We start from the raw sequence: 24,650 nt of genomic DNA on the forward strand, positions 1-24,650 counted from the left end.
TCCACCGCCCACTTGCAAGTGTCGCATGCGGAAACTTACACCGATGCTGTGAACATGCGTTCTTAATCGCAGTGCTCTTGTCTGCAGTCGTCGGTGGCTGGATCGGATGATCAGTAAGCAGACTAGCCGCCATTGATGCATGCCTCAATGCAGGTGGTAGATGACAGGAACGCGGCTTCTATTGCTTCGGAGCGCGACCCGACAACGGATGAGTCGATATCAGCTTAGACGCCAACACCCGGGGTCTGGGGCCGCCGGCCCCAGCCGCCGGAGGCATCCTGAACCCCTGTCAGGCGCCCTCGCGCAGCGCCCAAGCCGGGGCCCGCGCGTCGGCGGCTTTCTGGTAGACGAAGGGGTAGCGCGCCAGCGTGCGTTCCACGACCGCCGGATCGAGCGGCACGTCGGGGGCGAAGTCGTCGAAGCCGGCGCGGACCATGAAGCCGAGCTGGTCGACGAGCACATCGCCGGCGGCGCGGAGCGTGCCGGTGAAGCCGGCTTCGCGAAGGATACGCGCTGACGAGTAGCCGCGGCCGTCGCGGAATTTCGGGAAAGTGACCTCCACCAGCGTCAGCTGGCCGAGGTGTGGCAGCAGGGCACGGGCGTCGTCGCCGGGTTCGATCCGCACGGCGCTGCTATTGGCGCCGGCGAGCAGCTCGGCGAGGGTGGCGATCTGCGGATCAGACATAGACGGCGTCCTTGAAGGGGGCGGGCCCGAGCCGGCGATAGGCATCGAGGAAGCGCTCATCGGGGCCGGTGCGCGCCGATTTGTAGAAGCCGATCAGCCGGTCGACGGCGTCGACAATGCCGTTCTCGTCGAAGCCGGGGCCGAGGATTTTGGCCAAGCTGGCGTCTTCCGCGCCCGAGCCACCGAGCAGCAGCTGGTAGGCTTCTTCGCCCTTTTTGTCGACGCCGAGGATACCGATGTGCCCGGCGTGGTGGTGCCCGCAGCCGTTGATGCAGCCGGAAATCTTGATCTTCAGCTCGCCGATGTCGCGCTGGGCAGCGCCATCATTCTCGAACTTGGCGGCGATCTTCTGCGCGATCGGAATCGAGCGCGCATTGGCAAGCGTGCAATAATCCATGCCGGGGCAGGCGATGATGTCGGTGACGAGATCGAGGTTGGCGGTGGCCAGCCCGGCGGCGCGCAGTACTGTCCAGAGCGCGTGGAGATCGACCTTGCGGACATGCGCCAGCACCAGGTTCTGGCTGTGCGTCACGCGGATTTCGTCATGCGCATAGCGTTCGGCAAGATCGGCAATGATGTCCATTTGCGCCGAGGAGGCATCGCCGGGGATGCCGCCCGGCGGTTTGAGGCTGATGGTCACGCTCGCATAGCCGCGCTGCTTGTGGAAATGCGTGTTCTGATCCACCCAGGCGCCGAATTCGGGGTTGGACACATCGATGCTGTCGGGTGCGGCCGGATCGAACGCCGGATCCGGGAATTGCGCGATGATCCGATCATATTCGCTCTGCGGCGCATCGAGCGCCAGCGGCTGCAGCAGCGCCCATTCGTCCTCGACCTGCCGGGTGAATTCCTCGATGCCAAGCTCGTTCACCAGGATCTTGATGCGTGCCTTGTAAATATTGTCGCGGCGGCCATAGCGGTTGTAAACGCGCAAGATCGCTTCCGAATAGCTGAGAAACTGGCTGACGGGGATGAACTCGCGGATCACCTTGGCGAGCACCGGGGTGCGCCCCATGCCGCCACCGACCCAGACGCGGAAGCCCAGGTCGCCGGCGTCGTTCTTGCGCAGTTGCAGCCCGATATCGTGAAGCTGGATCGCCGCGCGATCGGCTTCGGACGCGATGACGGCGATCTTGAACTTGCGCGGCAGGAAGCTGAATTCGGGGTGCAGCGTCGACCATTGGCGCAGCAGCTCGGCATAAGGCCGCGGATCGGCAACCTCGTCGGCGGCAGCACCCGCAAACTGGTCCGAACTGATGTTGCGGATGCAGTTGCCGCTGGTCTGGAAGGCGTGCATCTCGACCTTGGACAGGTCGTCGAGCAGATCGGAAAATTGTTCGAGCTTGATCCAGTTGTACTGGATGTTCTGGCGCGTGGTGAAGTGCCCGTAATCACGATCATATTTGCGCGCGATGTGCGCCAGCATCCGCATCTGTGTGCCCGAGAGCGTGCCATAGGGGATGGCGACGCGCAGCATATAGGCGTGCAGCTGCAGGTAGAGCCCGTTCATCAGCCGCAGCGGCTTGAACTGGTCCTCGGTGATTTCATTGTTGAGGCGGCGCGCCACCTGATCCTTGAACTCGGCAACCCGGGCATCGACGATGGCCTGGTCGATCTTGTCGTAGCGATACATCAGATGGTGTCCACAGGCAGGCTTGGAAGGGCAAAATCGGGGCGCACGCTGGGCCCGATGGCGCGCACGCGCTCGCGCGTCGTGGTCGGGCGGTAGCTGCCGCCTTCCACCGTCACTTCCACCGCGGCAAGATCGTTGATCCGCTCGGCGGGCTTCATTTCGGCGATCAGCGCCTCGATCGCGGCGGGCTCGATCAGTGCTGCCTCGCGGATATGCAGCGTCCAGTCACTCCCGTCCCACCACAGCACGTCGCCCGTCTCGAGGCGGTTTCCGGTCAGGATATGGGGCATGGTGCGGCCTCGGCTAATGTCAGGATTTCGGAATCGGCTACGCCCAGGCGGGCGACGGCGCCAACGATGATGAGCGCAGGCGAGGTGACGCCGGCGCGGGCGATGAGCCCGGAAAGATCGGCGAGGAGTGAGCGGAACAGCCGCTGGTCGTGCCTGGTGGCGCGCTCGATCACCGCCACCGGCGTGTCGGGCGTCAGGCCATCGGCGATCAGCTTGTCGGCAATCGCTTCCGAGCCCGCCAACCCCATGTAGATCACCAGCGTGCGGCCAGGGCCGGCAAGGCCGACCCAGTTCTGCGCCGCCAACCCGCGACACTCGCCGGCGACGAAGCTGACGATCGAAGCATGGTCGCGGTGGGTGAGCGGCATCAGCGTTGCTGCACCTGCACCCTGCGCGCTGCTGATGCCGGGCACGACTTCGACCGGAACCCCGGCCGCCGCACAGGCATCAACCTCTTCGCCGCCACGGCCGAAGATGAAGGGGTCGCCACCCTTGAGGCGCACCACGGCGTGACCGGCCAAGGCCAGTTCGACGAGCAGATCGCCGATGGCCGCTTGCGAAAGCGTGTGCCGCGCGCGGCGCTTGGCGACCGAGATGCGCAATGCCGAGGCCGGCACCAGCGCCATGATCGCGTCGCTCACCAGTCCGTCATGGACAACGGCCGTTGCCTCCCCGAGCAGCCGTGCAGCGCGCAGCGTGAGCAGGTCAACGGCACCGGGCCCGGCGCCGACGAGGAAGACCCGCCCGGTTGTGTTGCTAACCATCATGACCGGCGGAATAGGCCAGAGAGGGCCAGCAGCGCCAACGAGAGAATCTATGCCGCTGCCTAGAAAGGGTTTTGGCCGCGCTGTGCAACGCCGCCGCCCGGGGTGTTGCCCCGGGCGGCGTCAGTTCATCAGCCGCCCGCCCGGCGGAGCGTCAGCCGAAGGTGCGCTGCCACCAACCCTTTCGCGGGGAGGCCGGTGCAGCCTCGGCCGCAGGTGCCTCGGCTTCGGCTTCGGCTGGTGCTTCCACAGCCTCTGCCTCTGCCACCTTGGGCGCAGCCTTGCGGCGGCCCTTCGGCTTGGGCGCAGCTTCCGGCTCTGCAGGCTCTGCAACCGGCGTTTCGACCACCGGCTCGGGTGCTGCTTCGGCTGCCTTGGGCTTGCGAGCGCGGCGCGGCTTGGCAGCCGGCTCCTCGGCCAGGGGCGCAGGCACGGGCGCAGGCACGGGCTCTTCCACCACTACGGCTTCCGGAATGACGGCATCGGCCTTGCGGCGACGGCCACGCGGCTTGGGCGCATCGGCTTCAACCGCTTCCGGCGCGGCCGGCGCTTCGACGATGGCCTCCTCTTCGGGGGCTGCGGCGGCTGCTGTCTCGGCGCCGCGCGATCCACCGCGACCACCGCGACGGCGACGACCACGCGGCCGGGCCTCTTCGGTTTCGGCAGCAGCAGGCGCTTCGGCAGTCACTTCGCCATCGGCATCCTCATCGGTTGCGGCGGCCGCATTGTCGCCAGCCTCCATGGTGCCATCGCGATTGCGACGACCACGGCGGCCACGACGGCGACGCTTGCGGTCCCGCTCAGCCGGCGTTTCGTCGGCAGCGCTGGCGATGATCTCTTCAGACGCATCGGCATCCTCAGCCGCTTCGGGCGCCTCTTCGCCCTCGGGTGCATCGCCAGCCTCGGCATCGGCGGGATCACGCTCGCGGCGACGGCGGCGCTTGCCCCGGCCACCGCGCTCGCGGCCCCCATCACGACCGCGCTCGCGGCGCTCTTCGCGTGCCTCGCCATCGTCCTCGCCGTCCGAATCGTCATCGGCATCGGCCACATCATCAGGATCATCCTCGATCCGCACGACTGCGGGCAGCGCTGCCATCTCCACCTTCTTGCTCGGCGGCGAGCCGGCGGCGTCGATCACGAAGTTCGGGCCAATGAAGTCGTCGTCGGGGACGGTGTGGATCGTCACGCCATAAAGCTCTTCGAGCTCGGCCAGCTCGATGCGCTTCTTGTTGAGCACATAAACCGCCACCGCTTCGCTGGCGCGCAGCGTGAAGTCGCTGGCGCGGCCGCGCAGCGCCTCGGCTTCGAGCGCACGCAGTGCGGCAAGGGCGGCCGATGCCACCGAGCGCACCATGCCGGTGCCCTCGCACATCGGGCAGATATGGGTGCTGGCTTCGAGCACGCCGGTGCGCAGCCGCTGCCGGCTCATTTCCATCAGCCCGAAGGACGAGATACGGCCGATCTGCACGCGAGCGCGATCGTTCTTCATCGCCTCCTTCATGGCCTTCTCGACCTTGCGGTTGTTGCCGCTGTTTTCCATGTCGATGAAGTCGATCACCACCAGCCCGGCCATGTCGCGCAACCTGAGCTGACGTCCGATCTCCTCGGCGGCTTCGAGGTTGGTCTTGGTCGCGGTTTCCTCGATGCCATATTCGCGCGTGGAGCGGCCCGAGTTGATGTCGATCGAAACCAGCGCCTCGGTCGGGTTGATGACGATATAACCGCCCGATTTCAGCTGCACGACCGGCTGGTACATGCCCTCGAGCTGTGCCTCCACGCCGAAGCGCTGGAAGAGGGGCACATTGTCGACATACTCCACCACCTTGGCGACATGGCCCGGCATCAGCATCGACATGAAGCGCGTCGCCGCCTCATAGCCCTCGGGGCCCTCGACCAGAATCTGCTCGATCTGGCGGTTGTACACATCGCGGATCGCGCGCTTGATGAGGTCCGAATCCTGGTGGATGAGCGCCGGCGCCATGCTGCCCAATGTGCGCTCGCGGATCTCGTCCCACAGCCGCGTCAGATAATCGAAATCGCGGCGGATATCGTCGGCCGAGCGCTTGAGCCCGGCGGTGCGCACGATGGCGCCCATGCCTTGCGGCAGCTTCAGATCGGCCATGATCGTCTTCAGCCGCTTGCGATCGGCCGGGTTGGCGATCTTGCGGCTGATGCCGCCGCCATGCGCGGTGTTGGGCATCAGCACGCAATAGCGGCCGGCAAGGCTGAGATAAGTGGTGAGTGCAGCACCCTTGGAGCCACGCTCTTCCTTGACCACCTGGATCAGCAGCACCTGGCGACGGCGGATGACTTCCTGGATCTTGTAGCGGCGGCGCAGTGACTGGCGCTTGCGGCGCAGCGCATCCGAAGGCTCGTCATGCTGGCCGCCGGTCTCGGATACCCCCTCGCCCTCGCCCTCGTCCTCATCCTCGTCGTCATGGTGGTCGTCATGGTCGGCCGCCAGCTCGGCTTCCTCGCGCAGCAGCGCTTCGCGGTCCTCGCGCGGGATCTGGTAATAATCGGGATGGATTTCGGAGAAGGCCAGGAAGCCGTGGCGGTTGCCGCCATATTCCACAAACGCCGCCTGGAGGCTGGGTTCGACCCTTGTGACCTTGGCGAGGTAGATATTGCCCTTGAGCTGGCGACGATCCGCCGCCTCGAAATCAAATTCCTCGATGCGCTGGCCGTTGACCACGGCGACCCGGGTTTCCTCCGGGTGGCGGGCGTCGATAAGCATGCGAAGTGACATTATGGTGCTCCATGGCCCTCGGCCGCCCTTCAGTGTCTGCAGGGCGGGGGCTAAATTGTTGGATGTTTGAACTGAATGACAAAAATACAGGCGATGCGCACAGGGCGGCCACGGCGTGACCAGCGCGCGCGGACGTCGGCAGGTCGCTTGCGCCTGCTCCTGTCCTGCTCATGCTGCTACCGTGCATTCCGCCCCTCGATCATCAAATCGGGCCGCCGCAGCGCGGCGCCCGTGTCTCCCCGGCCGATTCGTCGAACACCGCCGATCAAGGCGACAGGACGAACCTTCAGGGAGCGCAGCGGACAAACCGCTGACAGCAAATGAGTAGCAGTGCCAGCCCGCGGCTGCAAGTCCGCGAAATTTCTCGTGCTGGGCAAAAGCAAAAACCGCCGGACACCTGTTCGGTATCCGACGGTTTTCATCAAGACGACTGAAGCGAAGGGTCAGCGCGAATAGAATTCGACGACCAGATTCGGCTCCATCTTCACCGGATACGGCACTTCGTCGAGCGTCGGCACGCGCACATAGGTGGCCTTGGGGCCATCGATTGCGACATATTCCGGCACGTCACGCTCGGTCAGCGACTGAGCTTCGAGGATCAGCGCCATGTCCTTGGCCTTGGCCCCCAGCTCGACCACATCGCCCGGCTTGATCTTGGCCGAGCCGATGTTGAGGCGGCGACCATTGACCAGGATATGGCCGTGGTTGACGATCTGGCGTGCGGCAAAGATCGTCGGCGCGAACTTGGCGCGATAGACAACCATGTCGAGACGCTGCTCGAGCAGACCGATCAGGTTCTGCGACGTATCGCCCTTCATTCGCACCGCTTCGTCATAGACCTTGCGGAACTGCTTCTCGGTCACATCGCCGTAATAGCCCTTGAGCTTCTGCTTGGCCTTGAGCTGGATGCCGAAGTCCGACACCTTGCTCTTGCGGCGCTGGCCGTGCTGGCCGGGCCCATATTCACGCTTGTTGACCGGGGACTTCGGGCGCCCCCAGATGTTCTCGCCCATGCGGCGATCGAGTTTGTACTTCGAACTATGGCGCTTGCTCATGATGGTCCAACCTGCTGCTGGGCGGCGGCAAAATGCCCTCGCCTTCAAGCCCCGGCCTCGCACCGCACGGCCATCTGCCAGGCGCGGCCGCTGCTTCACCGGGGGTGCAGGGCCAATTGCGAAGCGAGCCTGCTAGTCCCGCAGCCCCGTCCGGTCAAGCCGAATTGCTTGACTCGGCAGCGCTCACGCGGCAGGACGCCCCCCTATTCAAGATTCCGGAGTTCTGCCCATGGCGCGCGTCACCGTCGAGGATTGCGTCGACAAGGTTTCCAACCGTTTCGATCTCGTGCTGCTCGCTGCCAATCGCGCGCGCGCCATCTCCAGCGGTGCCGAACTCACCATCGACCGCGATCGGGACAAGAACCCCGTCGTCGCCTTGCGTGAGATCGCCGATGAAACCGTGTCTCCGGCGTTCATCAAGGAAGCGCTCATCGTCTCGATGCAGAAGATGGTCGCCGACGATGACGATACGCCGGACGCGATCGGCTCGCTCGCCGCATTGGCCGAAGCGCTGCGCATCACTGCCGCCCAGCCTCCGCGCAACCAGAACCTCGGACCCGATTACGAGTAAGCCTCCGGCGGCTGGGGCCTCGGGCCCCAGACCCCATTTTGAGGACCGAGCTTAACTATTGGGGTCTGGGGCCCGAGGCCCCAGCCGCCGGAGGCATAGTTGCTTGCGCCCGGCTGAAACCACGCCCAATATCCCACCATGTTGCGGCAGTATGAACTTGTTGAGCGCGTAAAGGCCTATGATCCCGATGCGGATGAGGACCTGCTGAACCGCGCCTATGTGTTTTCGATGAAGGCGCATGGCAGCCAGTTGCGCGCCAGCGGCGATCCCTATTTCAGCCATCCCATCGAAGTCGCGGGCATCCTCACCGAGCTGAAGCTCGACGACGAGACGATCGCCACCGGCATTCTCCACGATACCATCGAGGATACCGTCGCCACCCAGGAGCAGATCGACCGGCTGTTCGGCGCCAGCGTGGGTCGGCTGGTGGACGGTGTCACCAAGCTCAGCCGCATCGAGGCGCAGACGGACAGCGAGCGGCAGGCCGAAAACCTGCGCAAGTTCCTGCTGGCAATGTCCAACGATATCCGCGTGCTGCTCGTCAAGCTGGCGGACCGGCTGCACAACATGCGCACGCTGCATCACATCAAGAACGAGGCCAAGCGTCGCCGCATCGCCCGGGAAACGATGGACATCTACGCCCCGCTTGCAGAACGCATCGGCATGTACGGTTTCATGGACGAGCTGAGCGAGCTGGCATTCATGCATCTGGAGCCCGAGGCGCACGCGTCGATCACCGCACGGCTGGCACGGCTGCGCGCCTCGGCTGGTGCCAGCGAGCGGCCCGGCAAGGCCCGCACCGACCTCGATCATGTCGCCCAGGCGATCGGCGTCCTCCTCGCCGAACGCGGCATCGAAGCGCAAGTGACCGGCCGCGAGAAGCGCCCTTATTCGATCTGGCGCAAGATGCAGGGCCGCGGGCTGGATTTCGAACAGCTGTCGGACATCATCGCCTTTCGCGTCATCGTGCCCGACGAGGCCGCCTGTTATGCGGCACTGGGCGCGGTGCACCGACGCTGGAAGATGGTGCCGGGTCGCTTCAAGGATTTCATCTCCACACCGAAGCGCAACGGCTATCGCTCGATTCACACGACGCTGGTCTATGGCGAAAACACCCGCATCGAAGTGCAGATCCGCGACATGCCGATGCATGAGGAAGCCGAGCTCGGGCTGGCAGCACATTGGGCCTACAAGCAGGGCTCCTCGCCGGCCGCCACCCGCGAGGCCTATCCGTGGATCGACGATCTGCTCGAAGTGCTCACCGATGCGGCGAGTCCCGAAGAGCTGCTGGAAAATGCCAAGCTGGCGATGTTCCAGGATCAGGTGTTCGTCTTCACTCCCAAGGGTGCGCTCCACCAGCTGCCCAAGGGTTCGACACCGGTGGACTTTGCCTATGCCGTTCATTCCAATCTCGGCGAATCCTGCGTCGGTGCCAAGGTCAATGGGCGCGTCGTGCCGCTGCGCACCGTGCTCGCCAATGGTGACCAGGTGGAGATCCTGCGCGGCAAGCACCAGACACCCGATCCGGCGTGGGAAAGCTTCGTCGCCAGCGCCAAGGCGCGCGCCGCAGTCCGCCGGCATGTCAGGCAAAAGGCCATGAGCGAGCGGGTGGCAATGGGCGCCAAGCTGCTCGAAGCGCTGTGCAAGCGGATGAAGTTCAACCTCGATGGCGAGACGATGGCCGGCGCCCTCAGCCGGTTGAAGCTGGCGGACCAGACTGCGCTCGAACTGGCGCTGGGCGCCGGCCACCTTTCCGACGAGCAGGTTGCCGAGGCGCTGGTTCCGGGTTCAACCGCCGGTGCCCGCCCGCGCCGAACCAAGCGCGGCAAGCCGGGGCCGGCGGCGGTCAGTATCCAGGGGCTCTCCGCCGGCATGGCGTTCGAACTCGGCCCTTGCTGCCATCCTGTGCCCGGAGACAGGATCGTCGGCGTGCGCCACCCTGGCCAGCCGATCATGGTCCACGCCATTGATTGCTCGGTGCTTTCGGACGAGACCGGCGAATGGCAGGAGGTCGGCTGGGGCGAGGAAAGCGATGGTGCGGTGGCGCAGCTCGCTGTCGTCGTCCACAACCAGACCGGTGCGCTGGCGGCGATGACGTCCGTGCTGGCCGCCGAACGTGCCAACATCGTGAACCTCAGCCTCAAGCACCGCGACCGCGAATTCCACACCGATATCATCGATATCGAAGTGGAAGGGCTGCAGCAGCTCACCGCCATCATTGCCGCCCTGCGCAAGCTGCCGGCGGTGGTGAGCGTGGAGCGGATACGCGGCTGAGGTCAGACGCTACCGCGCGATCGCAATCGCCACTTCGGGCACCCAGCCCTTGCTGCCAAGCTCGTCTTCCACCTCCCACAAGCCATTGAGCTTGTTGCCTGTCGGATAGAGCATGGCGCCGGAATCAAGCGGCTTCAGGACCTTGGACTTGATGTCGGCGGTCGTGAACATCCGACCCGAATTCTTCATCGCCACTGCACGCTCGGCCTGTTGCCCGCCAATGGCATTCTCGAGCCCACCAAGATCATTGACCAGTTTGGTATAGGCATCGAGATAGGCCAGCGCGATCACCTGCCCCATTTCGGTATTGTCATAGCCCGATGCGCCGCCGGCGCCGAGAAACCCTCCGCTGAAAAAGCCGCCGCCCGCGCCAAAGCCGAGGTCGGATTTCTTGGATTGGCCCTCCGCCACGAATTCTTCGGACGACTTGTTGTTGACGACATTGAGGATGACATTGGCCGACCGCTTCTTGATATCGAGCCCACCCAGCAACGCGCCGCCAAACCCCGGCACGAACCCGCCGATCAGGCTGCCGATCTTGAGCCCGCCCTTGTTGTTGTTGCTCGTGACGATATCGGGGATGACCGTGAAATCGGCTTCCACCATCTGCCCCTTGCCGAAGGTGCCACCTCGCCGCGTCTCCCCGGCGGCAGCAAGGCTGCGCTCCTGCTGCATCGCAGCCATGCCGCGGTTGGAGCGATTGACGAGGCGAAAGCATTTGGACTGCTGGACATAAACGCGGATCAGCGCCTCGGGCGAGCTGAGGCCGAGGCTCGTCCACCAGCGGTTTTCCAGATTTTCCGGCTCGGCAAGCGCCAATGTGCCGAGCGGCTTGGCGCAAATCGGAAGTTCTGCTGTCTTCTGGGCGCGATCCTTCTCGATTTCCTTGCCTGCCTTGGATTTCATTTGCGCAGCCGCCGGGCTCGAAAGCCCCATCAGTGCGACAGCGGCAAACACCACGGAACCAGCAATTTGGATTTTCATTCGATACACCCCCGCAACAGCCCAGATATTTTGCCAAACTCTGGCGCATGAGACAAACGAATTACGCATCGGAAAGGGAAGGGGATGCGCCAAGATGTTGCTTTTGACGTCGTGTGCGACGGTGCTAGGGATCGCGCATGACCGACAACGACATCCTTGCCGAATTCCGCGCCGCCGAAGCGTTGCTCGAAGGGCATTTCATCCTGTCTTCCGGGCTGCGCTCGCCTCGCTATCTGCAATGCGCACGGGTGCTGATGGACCCGGCCCGCGCCGCCCGGCTGGCGGAAGCGCTTGCCTCGCGGCTGCCAGAGTCTGTCAGAGCTCAGGTCGAGGTCGTCGTGGCGCCGGCGATGGGAGGCCTCATCTGTGGGCACGAACTGGCACGAGCCCTCGGCGTGCTGTCAATGTTCGTCGAGCGCCCCACCGGCACGTTCGAGCTGCGCCGCGGCTTCGCATTGTCACCGGGGCAGAAGGTGTTGCTGATGGAGGATGTCGTTACGACCGGCCTCTCGAGCCGCGAGGCGATAGCCGCCGTGCGCGCCGCTGGCGGCGATGTCATCCACGCCGCCTCGCTCGTCGATCGCTCGAATGGCACTGCCGATCTCGGCGTTCCCTTCACGCCGCTGCTGCGCCTCGACGTGCCGAGCTACGCCCCCGACGCACTCCCGCCCGAACTGGCAGCGCTCCCGGCGGTAAAGCCTGGGAGCCGTGCGGCATGAGATCGACCGCAGTCGTTTCCATGGTCCTTGCACCACTCGCCGTCGCCGGCGTTCACAAGGCCAAATCGCCAGTAATGTGCAGCAAGGGACCCGCATGATGTTGAGGCTGGGCGTCAACATCGATCATGTCGCGACCATCCGCAACGCGCGCGGCGGGCTGCATCCCGATCCGGTGCGCGCCGCGATCGTGGCCGCAGAAGCGGGGGCCGATGGCATCACCGTCCATCTGCGCGAGGACCGGCGACACATCACCGATCCAGATCTGGCGCGGCTGGCGGCCGCCACGCGCCTGCCGATCAACCTCGAAATGGCAGCCACCGACGAGATGCTCGCCATCGCCCTCGCCGCCAAGCCACACGCCGCCTGCATCGTGCCCGAGCGCCGCGCCGAGCGCACCACCGAGGGCGGGCTCGATGCCGCCGGGCTGCACAACACGCTTGCCCCCATCGTGCGGCAGCTCCGCGCCAACGGCTCGCGTGTCAGCCTGTTCATCGCGCCCGATGCCGACCAGCTCCACGCCGCAGCAGCCCTGGGCGCACCGGTGGTCGAACTGCACACCGGACCCTATGCCCATGCCAGCGGCGAACAGGTGGCAGTGGAGCTGCAGCGGCTGCACACAGCAGCTGCGCTTGGCGTGTCGCTTGGCCTCGAGATCCACGCCGGCCACGGCCTCACCTTCGACAATGTGGCGCCGGTGGCGGCGATGCCCGAGCTCGCCGAGCTCAACATCGGCCATTTCCTCATCGGCGAAGCGGTGTTCATCGGCCTGGCGCAAGCCATCCGCCAGATGCGTGCATTGATGGACGAAGCGCGTTGCATTGCTCGTCCCGAGCGGGGCGCGTGAACATTCCCGCAGGCATCGTCGTGCTCGGGCTCGGATCGGACCTGTGCAACATCACCCGCATCGAATCGAGTATCGAGCGCTTCGGCGCCCGCTTCATCGACCGGGTGTTCACCGATGTCGAACAGGCGAAGGCCAATACCCGCGTACTCACCCGCGCCGCCACCTTTGCCAAGCGCTTCGCCGCCAAGGAGGCGTGTGCAAAGGCGCTCGGCACCGGCATCCGCCGCGGCGTGTTCTTCAAGGACATGGGGGTGATCAACCTCCCCTCGGGCGCCCCGACGCTGCAGCTCGGCGGCGGTGCGGCGCAAAGGCTGGCGCAAATCACCCCCATCGGGCATAGGGCGACCATTCATCTGACAATCACCGACGACCATCCATGGGCGCAGGCGATCGTTCTCATTACCGCGAGTCCCGAATGACCGAGGCATCCACCACCGTGGCAAAGAAGCCGACCAACTGGGCACACGAGCTTTGGCAGCTCTTCCTGCTCGTGCTCGCGGTGCTGGCGGTGCACAGCTTCATCGCCAAACCCTTCTACATCCCCTCCGGTTCGATGCTGCCGACGCTGTTCATCGGGGACCGGCTCATCGTGTCGAAATTCCCTTATGGCTATTCCTATTTGTCGCCCTCCATCGAAGTGCTGCCGCCGATCCAGGGCCGGCTGCTCGGCAGCATGCCGGCGCGCGGAGACATCGCCATCGTCAAGGCACCGCGCGACCATGTCGACTGGATCAAGCGCGTCATCGGCCTGCCCGGGGACACCGTGCAGATGAAGGATGGCGCGCTCTGGCTCAACGGCGTCCCCGTGCAGCGTGAACGCGTCGCGGACACCGAGATTGCCGTGAGCCCCAATTCGGATTGCCTCACCATCGTCGATGCCCAGTACCGTGCCACCAGTGCGGCCGGCACCCAGGTTTGCCGCTACCCCACCTGGCGCGAGACGCTGCCCGGCGGTCGCAGCTATCTCACCCTCGATGTCGGCGAGATGCCGCAAGACAATACCCCGCCAGTCATCGTCCCCGAAGGCCATGTCTTCCTGATGGGGGACAACCGCGACAACAGCCAGGACAGCCGCTTCGATGTCAGCCGCGACGGTCTCGGCATGCTGCCGATCGAGAATGTCGTCGGCCGCGCCGAGTTCATCACCTTCTCGCTCGATGGCTCGACCGACTGGAACCCGATGACCTGGCTCGGTGCCGTCCGAACCGACCGCTATCTCATCGGCCTCAACAATTAGCCCAGCCTGTAAAACAGGTTGAGGTTGAGGACATGGTTGGTGCCGTCCGCGCCCGGCCGCACCAGCCGCTGGTTGAGATAGCCGGCCTCCAGTGTGATGCGGGGGGTGATGGCATGGCCGACGGCCGCAAAATTGCGCACCTGCTCCAAGCCCGATCGTTGCCCCCAACGCGTCGAATCGAGCCCGACAAATGCCTCCGACACGCCAATCAGCGACCATTTCTCGGATAGCCAGTATTGGCCGCGCAGAAACTGCCGCAACCGCCAGCCATCTTCGTCTGCGCCTTCAAGAAATCGCTGTTCGAGCCGCGTGCGGGACACCAGCACCGCCTTGCCCGGTGTCCCCGCCAGCCGCACCTGCGCCTGCTGCCAGGTGCGATGCTCGCGTCGCGCCGGCAGCCCATCCGGATTGCTCTCGACATACGCATAGCCGAGCAACAGCGTCGCCGCGGGATTGAGCTGCACGCCGACCGCAGGCCGCAGGATCGTCTGCCCCAACCGGTCCCCGCCATCGGTGAAGCGCGGCTGGACCTCGATCCAGGTGATGAGCTTTCCCTTGATCGGCCCCTGCGCGATGCCAGCCAACCAGACCTGCTCGTCGGCGTGTGCAGGTGCGGCCAGGGACAGGATGGCAAGGCAGCCCAGCCGTCGCAGGCTGGCAATTCGGGCGCTTCGGATCATGCTGCCGCCCCCTAGGCACGCAATATGTCGATAAAACGACACGCACCCGGCAAACTTCGAGATCCACGCCAAGGCCGGGCTCTCAGCGCTGCCCTGCCACCCAATCCGCCATCTTCTTCTCCAGCACCGCCATCGGCAGCGCGCCGGTCATCAGCACCTGTTCGTGAAAGGCGCGGATGTCGAACGTGCGGCCCAGCTTCGCCTGGGCATCGGCGCGCAGCCGGCTGATCGTCAGCTGGCCGATCTTGTAGGCAAGCGCCTGCCCGGGCATGGCGATATAGCGCTCCACCTCGATGGTGGCATCGGTACGACCCATCGCCGAGTTTGCCATCATGTATTCGATCGCCTGATCGCGGCCCCAGTTCTTGGCGTGCAGACCGGTGTCGACCACAAGGCGCATGGCGCGCAGCATCTCGTCATCATAGCGGCCCTGCAACTGCATCGGGTCCTTGAACATGCCGAGCTCCGGCCCCAGGCTTTCAGCATAGAGCGCCCAGCCTTCGACAAAGGCGGTGTTGCCACCGAAGCGCTGGAACGCGGGCAGCGCCTCGTTTTCCTGCGCCAGGCTGATCTGGAAATGATGCCCCGGCACGGCTTCATGAAGATACAGCGTCTCGATGCCCTGGGTGGTGCGCGAGGGCAGGTCATAGGTGTTGTAGTAGAAGATGCCCGGCCGCGAGCCATCGGGCGTACCCGACTGGTAGGAGCCGGCGGCATCATTCTTCTCGCGGAATTCGGGCACCGGACGAATCTCCAGCGGCGCCTTGGGCAGCGTGCTGAACAGGCTGCCCACGGTGGTGTTCACCCGCTTGCCCACTGCCTCGTAGCGCAGCCGCAGATCGTCCTTGCTCTTCGGCTTGAAGCGCGGATCGGTGCGGATGAAGGTGAAGAAATCGGAAAGCTCGCCCTTCACTCCCATGCGCTTCTGCACCGCACCCATGCCCTGGCGAATGCGTGCGACTTCCTTGAGACCAAGATCGTGGATCTCGCTTGCCGTCAGGTCGGTCGTGGTGTTCGTCTGGATCAGATATTCATAGAGCGCCGCACCCCCCGGCATGGCCGAAAGCCCGACGCTGTCGCGCGCCACTGGCAGATACTCGGCTTTCAGGAAGTCCCGCAGCCGGGCCAGTGCCGGGTTCACCTCGCTGCCCACCACCCTGGCATAGTCTGCGGACAACCGTGCCTTGTCGGCAGCGGAAAAGCTGTCCGGAAACTTGCCGACCGGCTTCATCATCACCGAAGCCGCGGTGCCGCCAACCAGCAGCGTGTCGAGCTGGCCGATGACATTGGTCGTCACCAGCTTCGGCTGCACCACGCCCGCCGCCATGCCCTGGCGGAAACGCGCAGTCGCCATATCAAGCTGAAAGGCGAAGCTCGTCAGCCGCTTGAGGCCATCCTCGTAATTCTTGACCGTCTTGTACGGGGCTGCACTCTCCCCGGTAGAGATATCGGGAATGAAGGTGTGGATGCCGCGCATATGGTCGATCGGCCGGCCCTGCGTCGCAGCGACGAGCTCGGGTGCAAAGCCCTTGAGATTGGTCTCGGTCTGCCAGCGGAACACGTCATAGCTCACCCGGTCCTGAGCCGAGAGCTTGTCGCGGTCGATCGCATTGAGCGCGGCCAGATCGGCCTCCGCCGCGGCTTTTTGCGCGTCGAGCGCGGCATCGGAAAAAAAGTCCCCCAGCTGGTCGGCGTATCGCTGGTCGCCGCGGAACAGTGCGGAAAGCGGGCTGCGCTTCAACGCCGCTTCGTCCGAATCGGCAAACAGCTTGCGCAGCCGGCTGGCCTCGTCGGCCGGCGCCTCCGCAGCCTGCGCCCTGACAGGTGCCGCCAGCGGCACCATCAAGCAAAAGCCCACCGCGGCCAAAAACACGCTGCGCATCGTCAAATCCCGTCTACTGTATCAGTCAACCAAGGCAGCCTTACTCAAGCACCTCGCCGCGCGCCATCACCCATTTCACCTTGGCAAGCTCGCGGGCATCGGTGAGCGGGTCGCCATCGACTGCAATCATATCGGCAGCCTTGCCGGGTTCGATGGTCCCGGTCTCGCTGCTCACACCGAGCAGTTCGGCAGCCCCCGAAGTGGCGGAAACCAGCACGGCGCGCGGAGTCATGCCGCCATATTTCACCATCTCCGCACCCTCCTCGCCGTTGCGGCCATGGGCATAGACGGCACTGTCGGTGCCATAGGCGATCTTCACCCCGGCCTTCACTGCCGCCGCCAGTGCCTTGCCGCGCACCGCCAGCGTCTCGCGAATCTTCTGCTCCACCACCGGCGTATAGACGCCCTTGCCGAGCCGCTCCTCGATCCCGACGAGCGCCATCAGCGTGGGCACATACCAGCTGCCCTTCGCTGCCATCACCTTCACCGCTGCGTCATCGGCAAAGGTGCCATGGTCGATGCTCGCCACCCCGGCGCGCGCCGCCGCCTCCACGCCGCGCGCGCCGTGCGCATGCGCCATCACCTTCAGCCCGAGCGATGCGGCCGTATCGACAATCGACTTCATTTCCTCGTCGGTGAAGTGCTGGCCCAATCCGCGGCCCTGCTGGCTGAGCACGCCGCCAGTGGCGGTGATCTTGATCACGTCCGACCCCAGCTGCGAGGCGCGGCGCACCTTGGCCGCGCACTCGACCGCTCCGGTGCAGACACTGCTACCCGAAAGCGCTGCATTCACCTCGGGCCGGAAGCCCGAAACATCACCATGCCCGCCGACGATCGAAAGCGCCGACCCCGCCGCCAGGATGCGTGGCCCGGGGAACATGCCGTCTCGGATCGCATCGCGCACCGCATAGCCCGCAATGCCCGGCGCGCCGGCATCGCGCACCGTGGTAAAGCCGGCCTTCAACGTGACGCGCGCATTGTAGAGGCCCACCGCCACGGCCTTTTCGTCGCTGTCGGTGGCTTCGCGCCAGAATGGCTGGTCGGGCTGGCCGGTCAGGTGCACATGCGCGTCGATCAGCCCCGGCAGCACCGTGCGGCTGGACTGGTCGATCACCCGCACCCCCGCCGGGATCGGACGGTCGATCGGCTGCACCGCCACGATCCGGCCATTCTCGACGATCACCGTCGACGGCCCCAGCGCCGGTTTGGCAGCATCCACGATCAGCCGGCCGGCCTTGATCGCCACCGTCTCGGCCTGCGCCGGCCCGGCGAGCAGTACCGCTGCCAGCATCATCCGCGCGATCATGATATACAGTCCCCAACCTGTTGTGATTGCGGAGGACTCTAGCCAGATATCGGGACGATGAAAGTCCTGCGGCCGATCACGGTTGGAAAACATCTTCGATCCGACCTTCGAACAGCCGGGCTATGGCAAAGGCCAGCGGCAACGTCGGGTCATAGCGGCCGCAACACGGCATAGAGCAGCAACGCCCCACCTAGCTCGATCATGTAGCGCCTTGGCTTGAACATCAGCTTGTCCTGACAATTACCTGGCTACCTCGATGCCAAGTTTCCTTAACATCGACGGCCCTCGCTTATCCGTTGGCTTGCCATTCCATCGGCGCTCGCCGAAGGTCGTATCAGGGGAGAGAACAGGTTGCGTTTGCCGATTGGCCGGTTGCTTGCGTTCAGTGCACCATGCTTGCCGTTGGCGGCGGTGGGGCTTCCTGTGGTCGTGCATCTGCCGCCCTATTATGCCGGGTCGCTCGGGCTCGATATCGGCGTTGTCGGCCTCATCTTCTTCATCGTCCGCATCATCGATGTGCCGCTCGATCCGATCCTGGGCGTGCTCATCGACCGCTCGAAGAGCAGGCTCGGGAGGTTCCGGCCGTGGCTGGGCGGGGGGGCCATGATCCTCTTCGCCGGCGTGCTGGCGGTGTTCTTTGCGCAGCCGGGCATTTCGGGGCCCATGGCGTTTGCAGGGCTGATGCTGATGTATGTCGGCTATTCGGTCGTGCTGGTCTCGCACATGGCGTGGGGAGCCGTGCTGTCCGATGATTATCACGAGCGATCGCGCATCTTTGGCTGGTGGATGGCGTTCAACATGGTAGGAATGCTCGCCATTTTGGCAGTGCCACCGGCAAGTGCGGCGCTGTTCGGCGCGGATCGCGCCACCGGCATCCAGACCATGGGGATCATCATCGCCGCAGCGCTGGTGCCGACGATCATTCTCAACATCGTCGCCGTGCCCGAGCGCCTCTCCCGATCCGATGCCGGCCATGCCCATGGCTGGCGGGAGATGGTCGATGCGTTCCGCATGCCGCTGCTGCGCCGGCTGCTCATCGTCGACCTGCTTGCCAACCTCGCCCCCGGCATTGCCGGCGCACTGCTGCTGTTCTTCTTCGAAGCAGCTCGCGGCTACACGCCGGCGCAGGCGAGCCTGTTGCTCATTCCATATTTCGTGGCAGGGCTGGTCGCGGCTCCCTTCTGGATGGCGCTGGCCCGCCGGACCTCGAAGCACCGGGCGATCTTGTGGGCAGTGGGCCTCTACATGATCTGCCAGTCAGGCACGCTGTTCATCCCGCGAGACGACATGGCGCTGGCCTCGCTCGGCATGGCGCTGGCCGGCATTCCCTATGTCGCCCCTGCCTTCCTTCTGCGCGCCATGCTGGCGGACTATTCGGATGCCGAGACCCTGCGCTCGGGCAAGGAGCAGACCGGCCTCTTCTATGCCCTCCTCACCGCAGTGCAGAAGCTGGGCTACGCCATTCCGGTCGGCCTCACTTATCCGCTGCTCGGGCTGATCGGCTTTGATCCCTCGCTCGGCACCGCCAACAGCGAAAACGCCATCACCGCCCTCACCTTCCTGTTCATCGTGCCGCCGGTCCTGATCGCCGGAATCGGCGGCCTGATCATCCGCGGCTGGCCGATCACCGCTGAAACCCAGGCGCGCAATGCCGAAGCGCTGGCTGCTCGCAGCTGACGGAACCCTTTGCTGCAAGGCCGGTTGTCCCATTCGTAATGCCAATACCAAAGGGACTGCGCATGAATTTACTCAAGCTCGCCGCCATGGCCATCACTGCCAGCATCACGCTCGCGGGATGCACCACCAATGAGTTCGGTGAGCGTCGCCCATCACGCGGCTTGCAGGGTGCTGCCATCGGCGGCGCCGGCGGCGCGGGCGTCGCGGCTGTGACCGGTGGCAATGTCGTGACAGGTGCGGCGATCGGTGCCGCAGCCGGTGCCGTGCTGGGCATCGTTACCGAGGATCGCAACCGGTTCGAAGACCGTTCCGGATATCGTTACTATTACGACGATCGCGGCCGCGAGTATCGCTACGAAGGCCGCCGTCGCGTTTTCACGCGTCGCTGATTTCCCCCTTGTCGAACACGTGATTGACGCGTGTCCGGCCAACAAGCATCACTCCCCTTCCCGGTTTTCAGACTGTCGGGAAGGGGAGTGATACCATGAAATACTATGATTCGATCGGCCCGAACCCGCGCGCCGTGCGCATTGCGATGGCGGAAAAAGGCCTGGCGATCCCGATGGAAACCATCGACATCATGGGCGGCGCCAACCGCACGCCCGAGCATTTCGCGCGCAATCCCAGCGGCAGTACACCCGCACTCGAACTCGACAATGGCGCCTGCATCGCCGAGATCACCGCAATTATCGAGTATCTTGAAGACATCCACCCCGCCCCGGCCCTGATCGGCAGCACGCCCGAAGAGCGCGCCGAGACGCGCATGTGGGTACGGCGCATCGATCTCTACATTCTCGAACCCATGGCCAACGGCTTTCGCGCGTCCGAAGGTCGCCGCATGTTCGCACCGCGCATGACGCTCGTCTCCGAATCGGCCGCAGCCGAACTCAAGGCAATGGCGCAGGAGAAACTGCTCTGGCTTGATGGGCTCATGCAGGGTCGCCAATGCATTTGCGGAGACCGCTTCACCATGGCCGACATCCTGCTGCTGGCGTTCGTCGATTTCGGCGCGCAGATTGGACAGCCCATGCCATCGACAGCCAGCTGGCTGCCCGAATGGCAGGCCCGTGCCGCTGCCCGCCCGAGCGCGTCCGCCTGAAGGCCAGCGTGCGTCAGATCTCGATCAGATGATCGGGAAGCTCGTTGAAGTCGCCAGCCGTCGGCGGGAAATGTGCAGCAAGGACACCACCGGCAAGGTGGATGGCAGCGGTCATTCCCTCGGCGGGCTTGCCGGCCTTCATGCCAGCTGTCAGCGCATCGATGGTGTCCGCCCAATGGTCGGCGGGCACCTTGGCGAACACTGCGGCATCGGCCACCACCTCGGCAATATGGTCCGATGCATCGACATAGAGCAGCACACCCGTGCGGCCCGCCGTGGCATCGAGCCCACGCGCGCGAAACTGCGCAAGGGCCGTGCGATGCACCCGGTCGCGCCGCAACCCCTGCGGCGTCAGCACGCGGCCAAGCGCCGTGAACCACCCGAGCCCCAACACCACGCCGAAGGTCACCGCCTGGATGACGATCAGCGCCTCCAGGCTGCGACGCTCATGATCGCGCGGCGTCAGCGAGTCCCAGTCCGGCAAGAGGTCGGCGGGTGACCAGCCGAACACCACCGCAGTGAACGGCAAGGCCAGCGCCAGCAGCGCTGCCAGGCTGAGTGCGGTTGCCAGATAGCGCTGCGGCTGGGTGGACACGATGACGACGATCTCGCCCGACGTCGCGCGCTCGGCCGCCTTGATCGCGCTGCTGATGCGCTGGTGATCCTCGGCCGTGAACAGCATCACCAGCTCCCCGACGAACCGCCGCCGCCGAAGCCGCCGCCGCCCCCGCCGAAGCCACCACCGCCGCCGCCCCAGCCACCACCACCGCCGCCGCCGCCGCCGCCGCCCCAGCCGCCGCCGATACCCGGCCCCCAGATGACCGCACTGCCGCGCCGACGGCCGCGGCCGCCGCGCGCCACGGCGAAAAATATCCAGATGACGATGATCAGGATCCACATGATCACCGCAAACACGTTGGGGGCTTCCGCCTCTTCGGCGCGCGCCTTGGCAGCCAGCGCTGCCGCTGCGGCTTCTTCCGGCGGCAGTTGCAGCAGCCGGACGAGTTCAGCCGTGCCAGCCTCGATCCCGCCCGCCATGTCCCCGGCCTTGAACTTGGGAATGATGGCGCGGCGAATGACTTGCGACGTCATTGCGTCGGTCAGCACGCCCTCGAGGCCATAGCCCACTTCGATGCGCACCTTGCGCTCGTTCGGCGCCACCAGCAGGATCGCGCCATTGTCGCTCTCCGCCTGGCCGATGCCCCAGTTGCGGCCGAGCTGATAACCATATTCCTCGATCTCATAGCCCATGAGGTCGGGCACCGTTGCCACCACGAGTTGCTGGTCGGTCGCCGCTTCCAGCGCCGCAAGTTCGCCTTCCAGCCGCGCCTTCGTCTCGGGCGTCAGGATGCCGGCTGCATCGGTTACCCGGCCTTCCAGCTTCGGAAAGGCCGGCTGGGCCCGCGCTTCGCCCGCGATGCCGAGCACCAGCGCAAGGAGGCTGGCAACGGCAAAGAGGATCAGCGCGATACGGCTCAGCCGGCTTTCCGACGCATAGTTGCGCTGGCGCTCGTCATCCTTGCGCCGCCATTCGGGCCCCGGTTGCGGCCGTCGTCCGGCCATCAGAAGGCGACGGCCGGCGCCGTCTGGGCATTGGCGGTCGTCGCCTTGAACGGCGCGATCGGCTCGGCACCATAGATCACCTTGGCCGCGATGATCGCCGGGAAGGTGCGAATCTCGGTGTTGTAGGCCTGCACGGCCTGATTATAGTCGCGGCGCGACACGGTGATGCGGTTCTCGGTGCCTTCAAGCTGCGACTGCAGCTGCAGGAAGTTCTCGTTTGAGCGCAATTCGGGATACTTCTCCACCGTCACGAGCAACCGGCCCAGTGCCGAGCCAACCTGGCCCTGCGCCTGTTCGAAGGCCGCGATCTGCGCGGGATCGGAAAGCTTGGTAGGGTCGACCGTAACCTGCGTGGCACTGGCACGGGCGCGGGTCACCGCTTCGAGCACTTCGCGCTCCTGGGCGGCAAAACCCTTCACCGTGGCTACGAGGTTCGGGATCAGATCGGCGCGGCGCTGGTACTGGTTTTCCACATCGCCCCACTTGGCCTTCACATTTTCTTCCTGCGTGGGAATGGTGTTGATACCGCAGCCGGACAGGGTCACCGTCATCGCGGTGAGCATCCCGAGCTGGGCAATTCGGCGAAAAACGGCGGCCATCAAGCGTCCCCTCAAAAGCAAACATCGGTTGACCACAACCGGTCCGACACAAGATAGTGTGCGCTCGGCGGTTTCAACAGGGGGTGACCATGCTTCAGGAGTTCAAGGCCTTCATTGCCCGCGGCAACGTGCTCGACCTGGCGGTGGCTGTCATCATCGGCGCCGCATTCGGCACGATCGTCACCTCATTCACCGAAGAGCTGATCATGCCGGTGCTCGGCCTCCTCACCGGTGGCGTCAATTTCTCCAGCCAGTTCATCATGCTCGGCCCCGTGCCGTCCGACTATGCCGGCTCGCTGACCGATTACGACGCGCTCAAGGCCGCCGGCGTGCCGCTGTTCGGCTACGGCGCCTTCATCACCAAGGTCATCAACTTCGTCATCGTCGCCTTCGTGATCTTCATGCTCGTGCGCATTGCCAACAGGCTGATGAGGCCGGCCGTGGCGCCGCCAGCGCCCCCGCCCGGCCCGAGCGCCGAGGAACCCCTGCTTGCGGAAATCCGCGATGAGCTGCGCAAGCGGAGCCTGTAGATGCGGCGAGCGCTCTTCGGTCTTCTCGGCGCAATGCTGCTGGCGTCCTGCAGCACCAGCGAAGCGGCACGGCTCGCAAGGGGCGAGCCACCGCCGCTCGGTGGCACCCTCGTAGGCGGGCCCTGGCTGGTCGAGGATCTCAACGGCGGCCGCATGGTCGCAAGCGTCCGCGTCGACCTGACCTTCGATCCCGGGGACGCCGGGACGAGCCGCGTCACCGGTCGCTCGGGCTGCAACCGCTTCACCGGCGATTGGCAGCAAAATGGCGCTGCCGTGAAGTTCGGCCCGCTTGCCTCCACCCGCATGGGCTGCGCGCCGGCGCTGATGGAATTCGAGGGAAAGTTCCTGACAACGCTGGAGGCTGTCACCATCGTGGCATTCGATGCCAGCGGGGCTGCACTGCTCAAGGCCAGCGACGGCCGTGCGATCAAGCTGCGACGGGCAAAGCCTTAAGCGGCAAGCCGTTCGAGCGAAAGATCGGCGAGGGTGGTGGTGTCGAGGATCGCTGCCGTCTGGTCACGCACCGTGAGCATTACCTTGCGGATGACGCAGCTGGTCTCCTCGAAACAGTCCGAACAGCGCTGATAAGCGCTCACCGATACGCAGGGCACCAGCGCAATCGGCCCTTCGATCAAGCGAATGATTTCGCCGAAGCTGATCTCGCTCGCCGGCCGCGCCAGCCGATAGCCGCCCATCTTGCCGCGGTAGCTGTTCACCAGCCCGCCATGCTTGAGCTCGAGGAGAATGATCTCGAGAAATTTGCGCGGCAATTTCTGGTCGGCGGCAATCACCGAGATCGGCACTGGAGCAGCACTGTTCGATTGCGCAATGAAGATGAGGGCGCGCAAGGCATAGCGGGAGCGCTGGGTCAACATGTTCAACTCTATGCACAAGCTAGGGATAGGAGCAAGCGCAGCCAGCTGAAAACATATCCGCAAACTTGGTAAAATCTCCCAAATGTCTGGACTAGAATGTTACGTGCGTATTGCTGATCTAGCGCACGTTACAGATAAGCTGTTGTTTTTACATGACTCTATGCACGCACCGAAAACTGGCACGCACTGTGCAAAGCTCCTGGCATGACGGCGCCGGATGGTCCGGTGCAGTCCCAAACAGGAGATACATCATGTTCGCTTTCGCACAGTCGACCGCCAGCCGCGCCGCTTTCGGTCTTGTCGGCACCGTCATCGGTGCAGCCCTTTGCATCGGCGCCGCTGCCGGCCCCGCCCAGGCGCAGCAGGTCGATGCACCGCGCAGCGTCAAGGTCGCGATCGGTGATCTGAACCTCGCCAGCACCGTCGATCACAAGCGCCTCGACACCCGGCTGCGCGCGGCCGCCCGCTCAGTTTGCGCCAACGGCGGTGACACCATCGCCGACCGCACCCATCAGAGCCAGTGCATCCGCGACGCCATCAAGGCGACCGAGCCGGCACGCATGGCCGCCACCGCGCGCCCTTCGGTCGATCCGGTCGGTTGATCGGTCAGGCTGCTCCGGCGCTTCCCGGACGA

26 protein-coding genes are annotated in these 24,650 nt (G+C 65.0%); 12 read left to right on the forward strand and 14 right to left on the reverse strand.

What is annotated here, in order from left to right; genetic code table 11:
- Positions 1 to 289: 289 nt before the first annotated feature.
- The 6 genes from FHS79_RS01685 to rpsD form a co-directional block, all read right to left on the reverse strand.
- Positions 290 to 685, reverse strand: coding sequence for a DUF934 domain-containing protein (locus FHS79_RS01685; protein WP_184194404.1), 396 nt, complete (start codon positions 683 to 685; stop codon positions 290 to 292).
- On the reverse strand, positions 678 to 2,318 hold the full coding sequence (locus tag FHS79_RS01690; RefSeq protein WP_184194407.1) for a nitrite/sulfite reductase: 1,641 nt from the start codon (positions 2,316 to 2,318) through the stop codon (positions 678 to 680). Before FHS79_RS01690 ends, FHS79_RS01685 begins: the two co-directional genes overlap by 8 nt.
- A complete protein-coding gene (locus tag FHS79_RS01695) occupies positions 2,318 to 2,608 on the reverse strand; it encodes a DUF2849 domain-containing protein (protein ID WP_184194410.1) in 291 nt (96 codons plus the stop codon). The genes FHS79_RS01690 and FHS79_RS01695 overlap by 1 nt, the downstream gene beginning before the upstream one ends.
- Complete coding sequence (gene cobA / locus FHS79_RS01700; protein WP_243452570.1) at positions 2,593 to 3,375, reverse strand: uroporphyrinogen-III C-methyltransferase; 783 nt, start codon at positions 3,373 to 3,375, stop codon at positions 2,593 to 2,595. The genes FHS79_RS01695 and cobA overlap by 16 nt, the downstream gene beginning before the upstream one ends.
- A gap of 151 nt (positions 3,376 to 3,526) precedes the next feature.
- Positions 3,527 to 6,121 carry an Rne/Rng family ribonuclease gene (locus FHS79_RS01705; RefSeq protein ID WP_184194413.1) on the reverse strand — a complete coding sequence of 865 codons (2,595 nt, stop codon included), beginning with the start codon at positions 6,119 to 6,121 and terminating at the stop codon, positions 3,527 to 3,529.
- A 443-nt stretch (positions 6,122 to 6,564) separates the two neighbouring features.
- Positions 6,565 to 7,176: a 30S ribosomal protein S4 gene (rpsD, locus tag FHS79_RS01710; protein WP_184194417.1), complete on the reverse strand. Its 612-nt coding sequence runs from the start codon at positions 7,174 to 7,176 to the stop codon at positions 6,565 to 6,567.
- A 229-nt stretch (positions 7,177 to 7,405) separates the two neighbouring features.
- Here rpsD and rpoZ point away from each other — a divergent pair, with 229 nt between their 5' ends.
- Both rpoZ and FHS79_RS01720 read left to right on the forward strand, forming a co-directional pair.
- Positions 7,406 to 7,747, forward strand: a complete 342-nt coding sequence (gene rpoZ / locus FHS79_RS01715) for a DNA-directed RNA polymerase subunit omega (protein ID WP_184194420.1) — start codon at positions 7,406 to 7,408, stop codon at positions 7,745 to 7,747.
- 138 nt (positions 7,748 to 7,885) lie between these two features.
- Positions 7,886 to 10,021 (forward strand): RelA/SpoT family protein, encoded by a 2,136-nt coding sequence (locus FHS79_RS01720; protein ID WP_184194424.1) that lies wholly within the window; start codon positions 7,886 to 7,888, stop codon positions 10,019 to 10,021.
- Positions 10,022 to 10,030: 9 nt separating this feature from the next.
- Here the strand turns inward: FHS79_RS01720 and FHS79_RS01725 are convergent, their stop codons facing one another.
- A complete protein-coding gene (locus tag FHS79_RS01725; RefSeq protein ID WP_184194427.1) occupies positions 10,031 to 11,005 on the reverse strand; it encodes a CsgG/HfaB family protein in 975 nt (324 codons plus the stop codon).
- 137 nt (positions 11,006 to 11,142) lie between these two features.
- Between FHS79_RS01725 and pyrE the strand changes: the two genes are divergently transcribed.
- The 4 genes from pyrE to lepB all read left to right on the forward strand — a co-directional run bounded on the left by pyrE (position 11,143) and on the right by lepB (position 13,805).
- The gene (gene pyrE / locus FHS79_RS01730; RefSeq protein ID WP_184194430.1) at positions 11,143 to 11,724 is read left to right on the forward strand and encodes an orotate phosphoribosyltransferase; all 582 of its coding nucleotides are present in this window, start codon (positions 11,143 to 11,145) and stop codon (positions 11,722 to 11,724) included.
- Positions 11,725 to 11,818: 94 nt separating this feature from the next.
- The gene (locus tag FHS79_RS01735) at positions 11,819 to 12,568 is read left to right on the forward strand and encodes a pyridoxine 5'-phosphate synthase (protein WP_184194433.1); all 750 of its coding nucleotides are present in this window, start codon (positions 11,819 to 11,821) and stop codon (positions 12,566 to 12,568) included.
- Entirely contained in the window at positions 12,565 to 12,987 is a 423-nt protein-coding gene (gene acpS / locus FHS79_RS01740; protein WP_341534400.1) for a holo-ACP synthase, read from the forward strand. Before FHS79_RS01735 ends, acpS begins: the two co-directional genes overlap by 4 nt.
- Positions 12,984 to 13,805 (forward strand): signal peptidase I, encoded by an 822-nt coding sequence (gene lepB, locus FHS79_RS01745; RefSeq protein ID WP_184194436.1) that lies wholly within the window; start codon positions 12,984 to 12,986, stop codon positions 13,803 to 13,805. The genes acpS and lepB overlap by 4 nt, the downstream gene beginning before the upstream one ends.
- Here lepB and FHS79_RS01750 read toward each other — a convergent pair.
- The 3 genes from FHS79_RS01750 to FHS79_RS01760 form a co-directional block, all read right to left on the reverse strand.
- Entirely contained in the window at positions 13,802 to 14,485 is a 684-nt protein-coding gene (locus FHS79_RS01750; RefSeq protein WP_184194439.1) for a DUF2490 domain-containing protein, read from the reverse strand. The genes lepB and FHS79_RS01750 overlap by 4 nt on opposite strands.
- Before the next feature lie 82 nt (positions 14,486 to 14,567).
- Positions 14,568 to 16,367, reverse strand: coding sequence for a DUF885 domain-containing protein (locus FHS79_RS01755; protein ID WP_184194441.1), 1,800 nt, complete (start codon positions 16,365 to 16,367; stop codon positions 14,568 to 14,570).
- Between the two features lie 40 nt (positions 16,368 to 16,407).
- Positions 16,408 to 17,673, reverse strand: a complete 1,266-nt coding sequence (locus FHS79_RS01760; protein WP_184194444.1) for a metal-dependent hydrolase family protein — start codon at positions 17,671 to 17,673, stop codon at positions 16,408 to 16,410.
- A gap of 372 nt (positions 17,674 to 18,045) precedes the next feature.
- On the opposite strand from FHS79_RS01760, the gene FHS79_RS01765 reads away from it, so the two are divergent.
- The 3 genes from FHS79_RS01765 (at position 18,046) to FHS79_RS01775 (ending at position 20,449) form a co-directional block, all read left to right on the forward strand.
- The gene (locus FHS79_RS01765; protein WP_274603641.1) at positions 18,046 to 19,350 is read left to right on the forward strand and encodes an MFS transporter; all 1,305 of its coding nucleotides are present in this window, start codon (positions 18,046 to 18,048) and stop codon (positions 19,348 to 19,350) included.
- A 62-nt stretch (positions 19,351 to 19,412) separates the two neighbouring features.
- Positions 19,413 to 19,739 carry a hypothetical protein gene (locus FHS79_RS01770; protein WP_184194449.1) on the forward strand — a complete coding sequence of 109 codons (327 nt, stop codon included), beginning with the start codon at positions 19,413 to 19,415 and terminating at the stop codon, positions 19,737 to 19,739.
- 95 nt (positions 19,740 to 19,834) lie between these two features.
- Complete coding sequence (locus FHS79_RS01775) at positions 19,835 to 20,449, forward strand: glutathione S-transferase family protein (protein WP_184194452.1); 615 nt, start codon at positions 19,835 to 19,837, stop codon at positions 20,447 to 20,449.
- Between the two features lie 13 nt (positions 20,450 to 20,462).
- Here FHS79_RS01775 and FHS79_RS01780 read toward each other — a convergent pair whose 3' ends face one another.
- The 3 genes from FHS79_RS01780 to FHS79_RS01790 are packed head-to-tail and all read right to left on the reverse strand — an operon-like array spanning position 20,463 to position 22,575.
- On the reverse strand, positions 20,463 to 21,131 hold the full coding sequence (locus FHS79_RS01780; protein WP_184194455.1) for a TPM domain-containing protein: 669 nt from the start codon (positions 21,129 to 21,131) through the stop codon (positions 20,463 to 20,465).
- The gene (locus tag FHS79_RS01785) at positions 21,131 to 22,012 is read right to left on the reverse strand and encodes a TPM domain-containing protein (protein WP_184194457.1); all 882 of its coding nucleotides are present in this window, start codon (positions 22,010 to 22,012) and stop codon (positions 21,131 to 21,133) included. Before FHS79_RS01785 ends, FHS79_RS01780 begins: the two co-directional genes overlap by 1 nt.
- On the reverse strand, positions 22,012 to 22,575 hold the full coding sequence (locus FHS79_RS01790; protein ID WP_308430111.1) for a LemA family protein: 564 nt from the start codon (positions 22,573 to 22,575) through the stop codon (positions 22,012 to 22,014). Before FHS79_RS01790 ends, FHS79_RS01785 begins: the two co-directional genes overlap by 1 nt.
- Before the next feature lie 125 nt (positions 22,576 to 22,700).
- Between FHS79_RS01790 and mscL the strand changes: the two genes are divergently transcribed.
- Both mscL and FHS79_RS01800 read left to right on the forward strand, forming a co-directional pair.
- Positions 22,701 to 23,141: a large conductance mechanosensitive channel protein MscL gene (gene mscL, locus FHS79_RS01795; RefSeq protein ID WP_184194463.1), complete on the forward strand. Its 441-nt coding sequence runs from the start codon at positions 22,701 to 22,703 to the stop codon at positions 23,139 to 23,141.
- Positions 23,142 to 23,594, forward strand: coding sequence for an META domain-containing protein (locus FHS79_RS01800; protein ID WP_184194465.1), 453 nt, complete (start codon positions 23,142 to 23,144; stop codon positions 23,592 to 23,594).
- Here FHS79_RS01800 and FHS79_RS01805 read toward each other — a convergent pair.
- Positions 23,591 to 24,016, reverse strand: a complete 426-nt coding sequence (locus FHS79_RS01805) for an RrF2 family transcriptional regulator (protein ID WP_184194468.1) — start codon at positions 24,014 to 24,016, stop codon at positions 23,591 to 23,593. The two genes, FHS79_RS01800 and FHS79_RS01805, sit on opposite strands and share 4 nt — an antisense overlap.
- Positions 24,017 to 24,267: 251 nt before the next feature.
- Here FHS79_RS01805 and FHS79_RS01810 point away from each other — a divergent pair, with 251 nt between their 5' ends.
- Positions 24,268 to 24,618, forward strand: a complete 351-nt coding sequence (locus FHS79_RS01810; RefSeq protein ID WP_184194471.1) for a UrcA family protein — start codon at positions 24,268 to 24,270, stop codon at positions 24,616 to 24,618.
- Positions 24,619 to 24,650 lie beyond the last annotated feature (32 nt).

The organism is Polymorphobacter multimanifer (genome assembly GCF_014205635.1).
Taxonomy (GTDB): domain Bacteria; phylum Pseudomonadota; class Alphaproteobacteria; order Sphingomonadales; family Sphingomonadaceae; genus Sandarakinorhabdus; species Sandarakinorhabdus multimanifer.

Coding starts and splice junctions, on each gene's coding strand:
- FHS79_RS01685 (WP_184194404.1), bottom strand. CDS start 685: ATGTCTGATCCGCAGATCGCCACCCTCGCCGAGCTGCTCGCCGGCGCC.
- FHS79_RS01690 (WP_184194407.1), bottom strand. CDS start 2,318: ATGTATCGCTACGACAAGATCGACCAGGCCATCGTCGATGCCCGGGTT.
- FHS79_RS01695 (WP_184194410.1), bottom strand. CDS start 2,608: ATGCCCCATATCCTGACCGGAAACCGCCTCGAGACGGGCGACGTGCTG.
- cobA (WP_243452570.1), bottom strand. CDS start 3,375: ATGATGGTTAGCAACACAACCGGGCGGGTCTTCCTCGTCGGCGCCGGG.
- FHS79_RS01705 (WP_184194413.1), bottom strand. CDS start 6,121: ATGTCACTTCGCATGCTTATCGACGCCCGCCACCCGGAGGAAACCCGG.
- rpsD (WP_184194417.1), bottom strand. CDS start 7,176: ATGAGCAAGCGCCATAGTTCGAAGTACAAACTCGATCGCCGCATGGGC.
- rpoZ (WP_184194420.1), top strand. CDS start 7,406: ATGGCGCGCGTCACCGTCGAGGATTGCGTCGACAAGGTTTCCAACCGT.
- FHS79_RS01720 (WP_184194424.1), top strand. CDS start 7,886: ATGTTGCGGCAGTATGAACTTGTTGAGCGCGTAAAGGCCTATGATCCC.
- FHS79_RS01725 (WP_184194427.1), bottom strand. CDS start 11,005: ATGAAAATCCAAATTGCTGGTTCCGTGGTGTTTGCCGCTGTCGCACTG.
- pyrE (WP_184194430.1), top strand. CDS start 11,143: ATGACCGACAACGACATCCTTGCCGAATTCCGCGCCGCCGAAGCGTTG.
- FHS79_RS01735 (WP_184194433.1), top strand. CDS start 11,819: ATGATGTTGAGGCTGGGCGTCAACATCGATCATGTCGCGACCATCCGC.
- lepB (WP_184194436.1), top strand. CDS start 12,984: ATGACCGAGGCATCCACCACCGTGGCAAAGAAGCCGACCAACTGGGCA.
- FHS79_RS01750 (WP_184194439.1), bottom strand. CDS start 14,485: ATGATCCGAAGCGCCCGAATTGCCAGCCTGCGACGGCTGGGCTGCCTT.
- FHS79_RS01755 (WP_184194441.1), bottom strand. CDS start 16,367: ATGCGCAGCGTGTTTTTGGCCGCGGTGGGCTTTTGCTTGATGGTGCCG.
- FHS79_RS01760 (WP_184194444.1), bottom strand. CDS start 17,673: ATGATCGCGCGGATGATGCTGGCAGCGGTACTGCTCGCCGGGCCGGCG.
- FHS79_RS01770 (WP_184194449.1), top strand. CDS start 19,413: ATGAATTTACTCAAGCTCGCCGCCATGGCCATCACTGCCAGCATCACG.
- FHS79_RS01775 (WP_184194452.1), top strand. CDS start 19,835: ATGAAATACTATGATTCGATCGGCCCGAACCCGCGCGCCGTGCGCATT.
- FHS79_RS01780 (WP_184194455.1), bottom strand. CDS start 21,131: ATGCTGTTCACGGCCGAGGATCACCAGCGCATCAGCAGCGCGATCAAG.
- FHS79_RS01785 (WP_184194457.1), bottom strand. CDS start 22,012: ATGGCCGGACGACGGCCGCAACCGGGGCCCGAATGGCGGCGCAAGGAT.
- FHS79_RS01790 (WP_308430111.1), bottom strand. CDS start 22,575: ATGCTCACCGCGATGACGGTGACCCTGTCCGGCTGCGGTATCAACACC.
- mscL (WP_184194463.1), top strand. CDS start 22,701: ATGCTTCAGGAGTTCAAGGCCTTCATTGCCCGCGGCAACGTGCTCGAC.
- FHS79_RS01800 (WP_184194465.1), top strand. CDS start 23,142: ATGCGGCGAGCGCTCTTCGGTCTTCTCGGCGCAATGCTGCTGGCGTCC.
- FHS79_RS01805 (WP_184194468.1), bottom strand. CDS start 24,016: ATGTTGACCCAGCGCTCCCGCTATGCCTTGCGCGCCCTCATCTTCATT.
- FHS79_RS01810 (WP_184194471.1), top strand. CDS start 24,268: ATGTTCGCTTTCGCACAGTCGACCGCCAGCCGCGCCGCTTTCGGTCTT.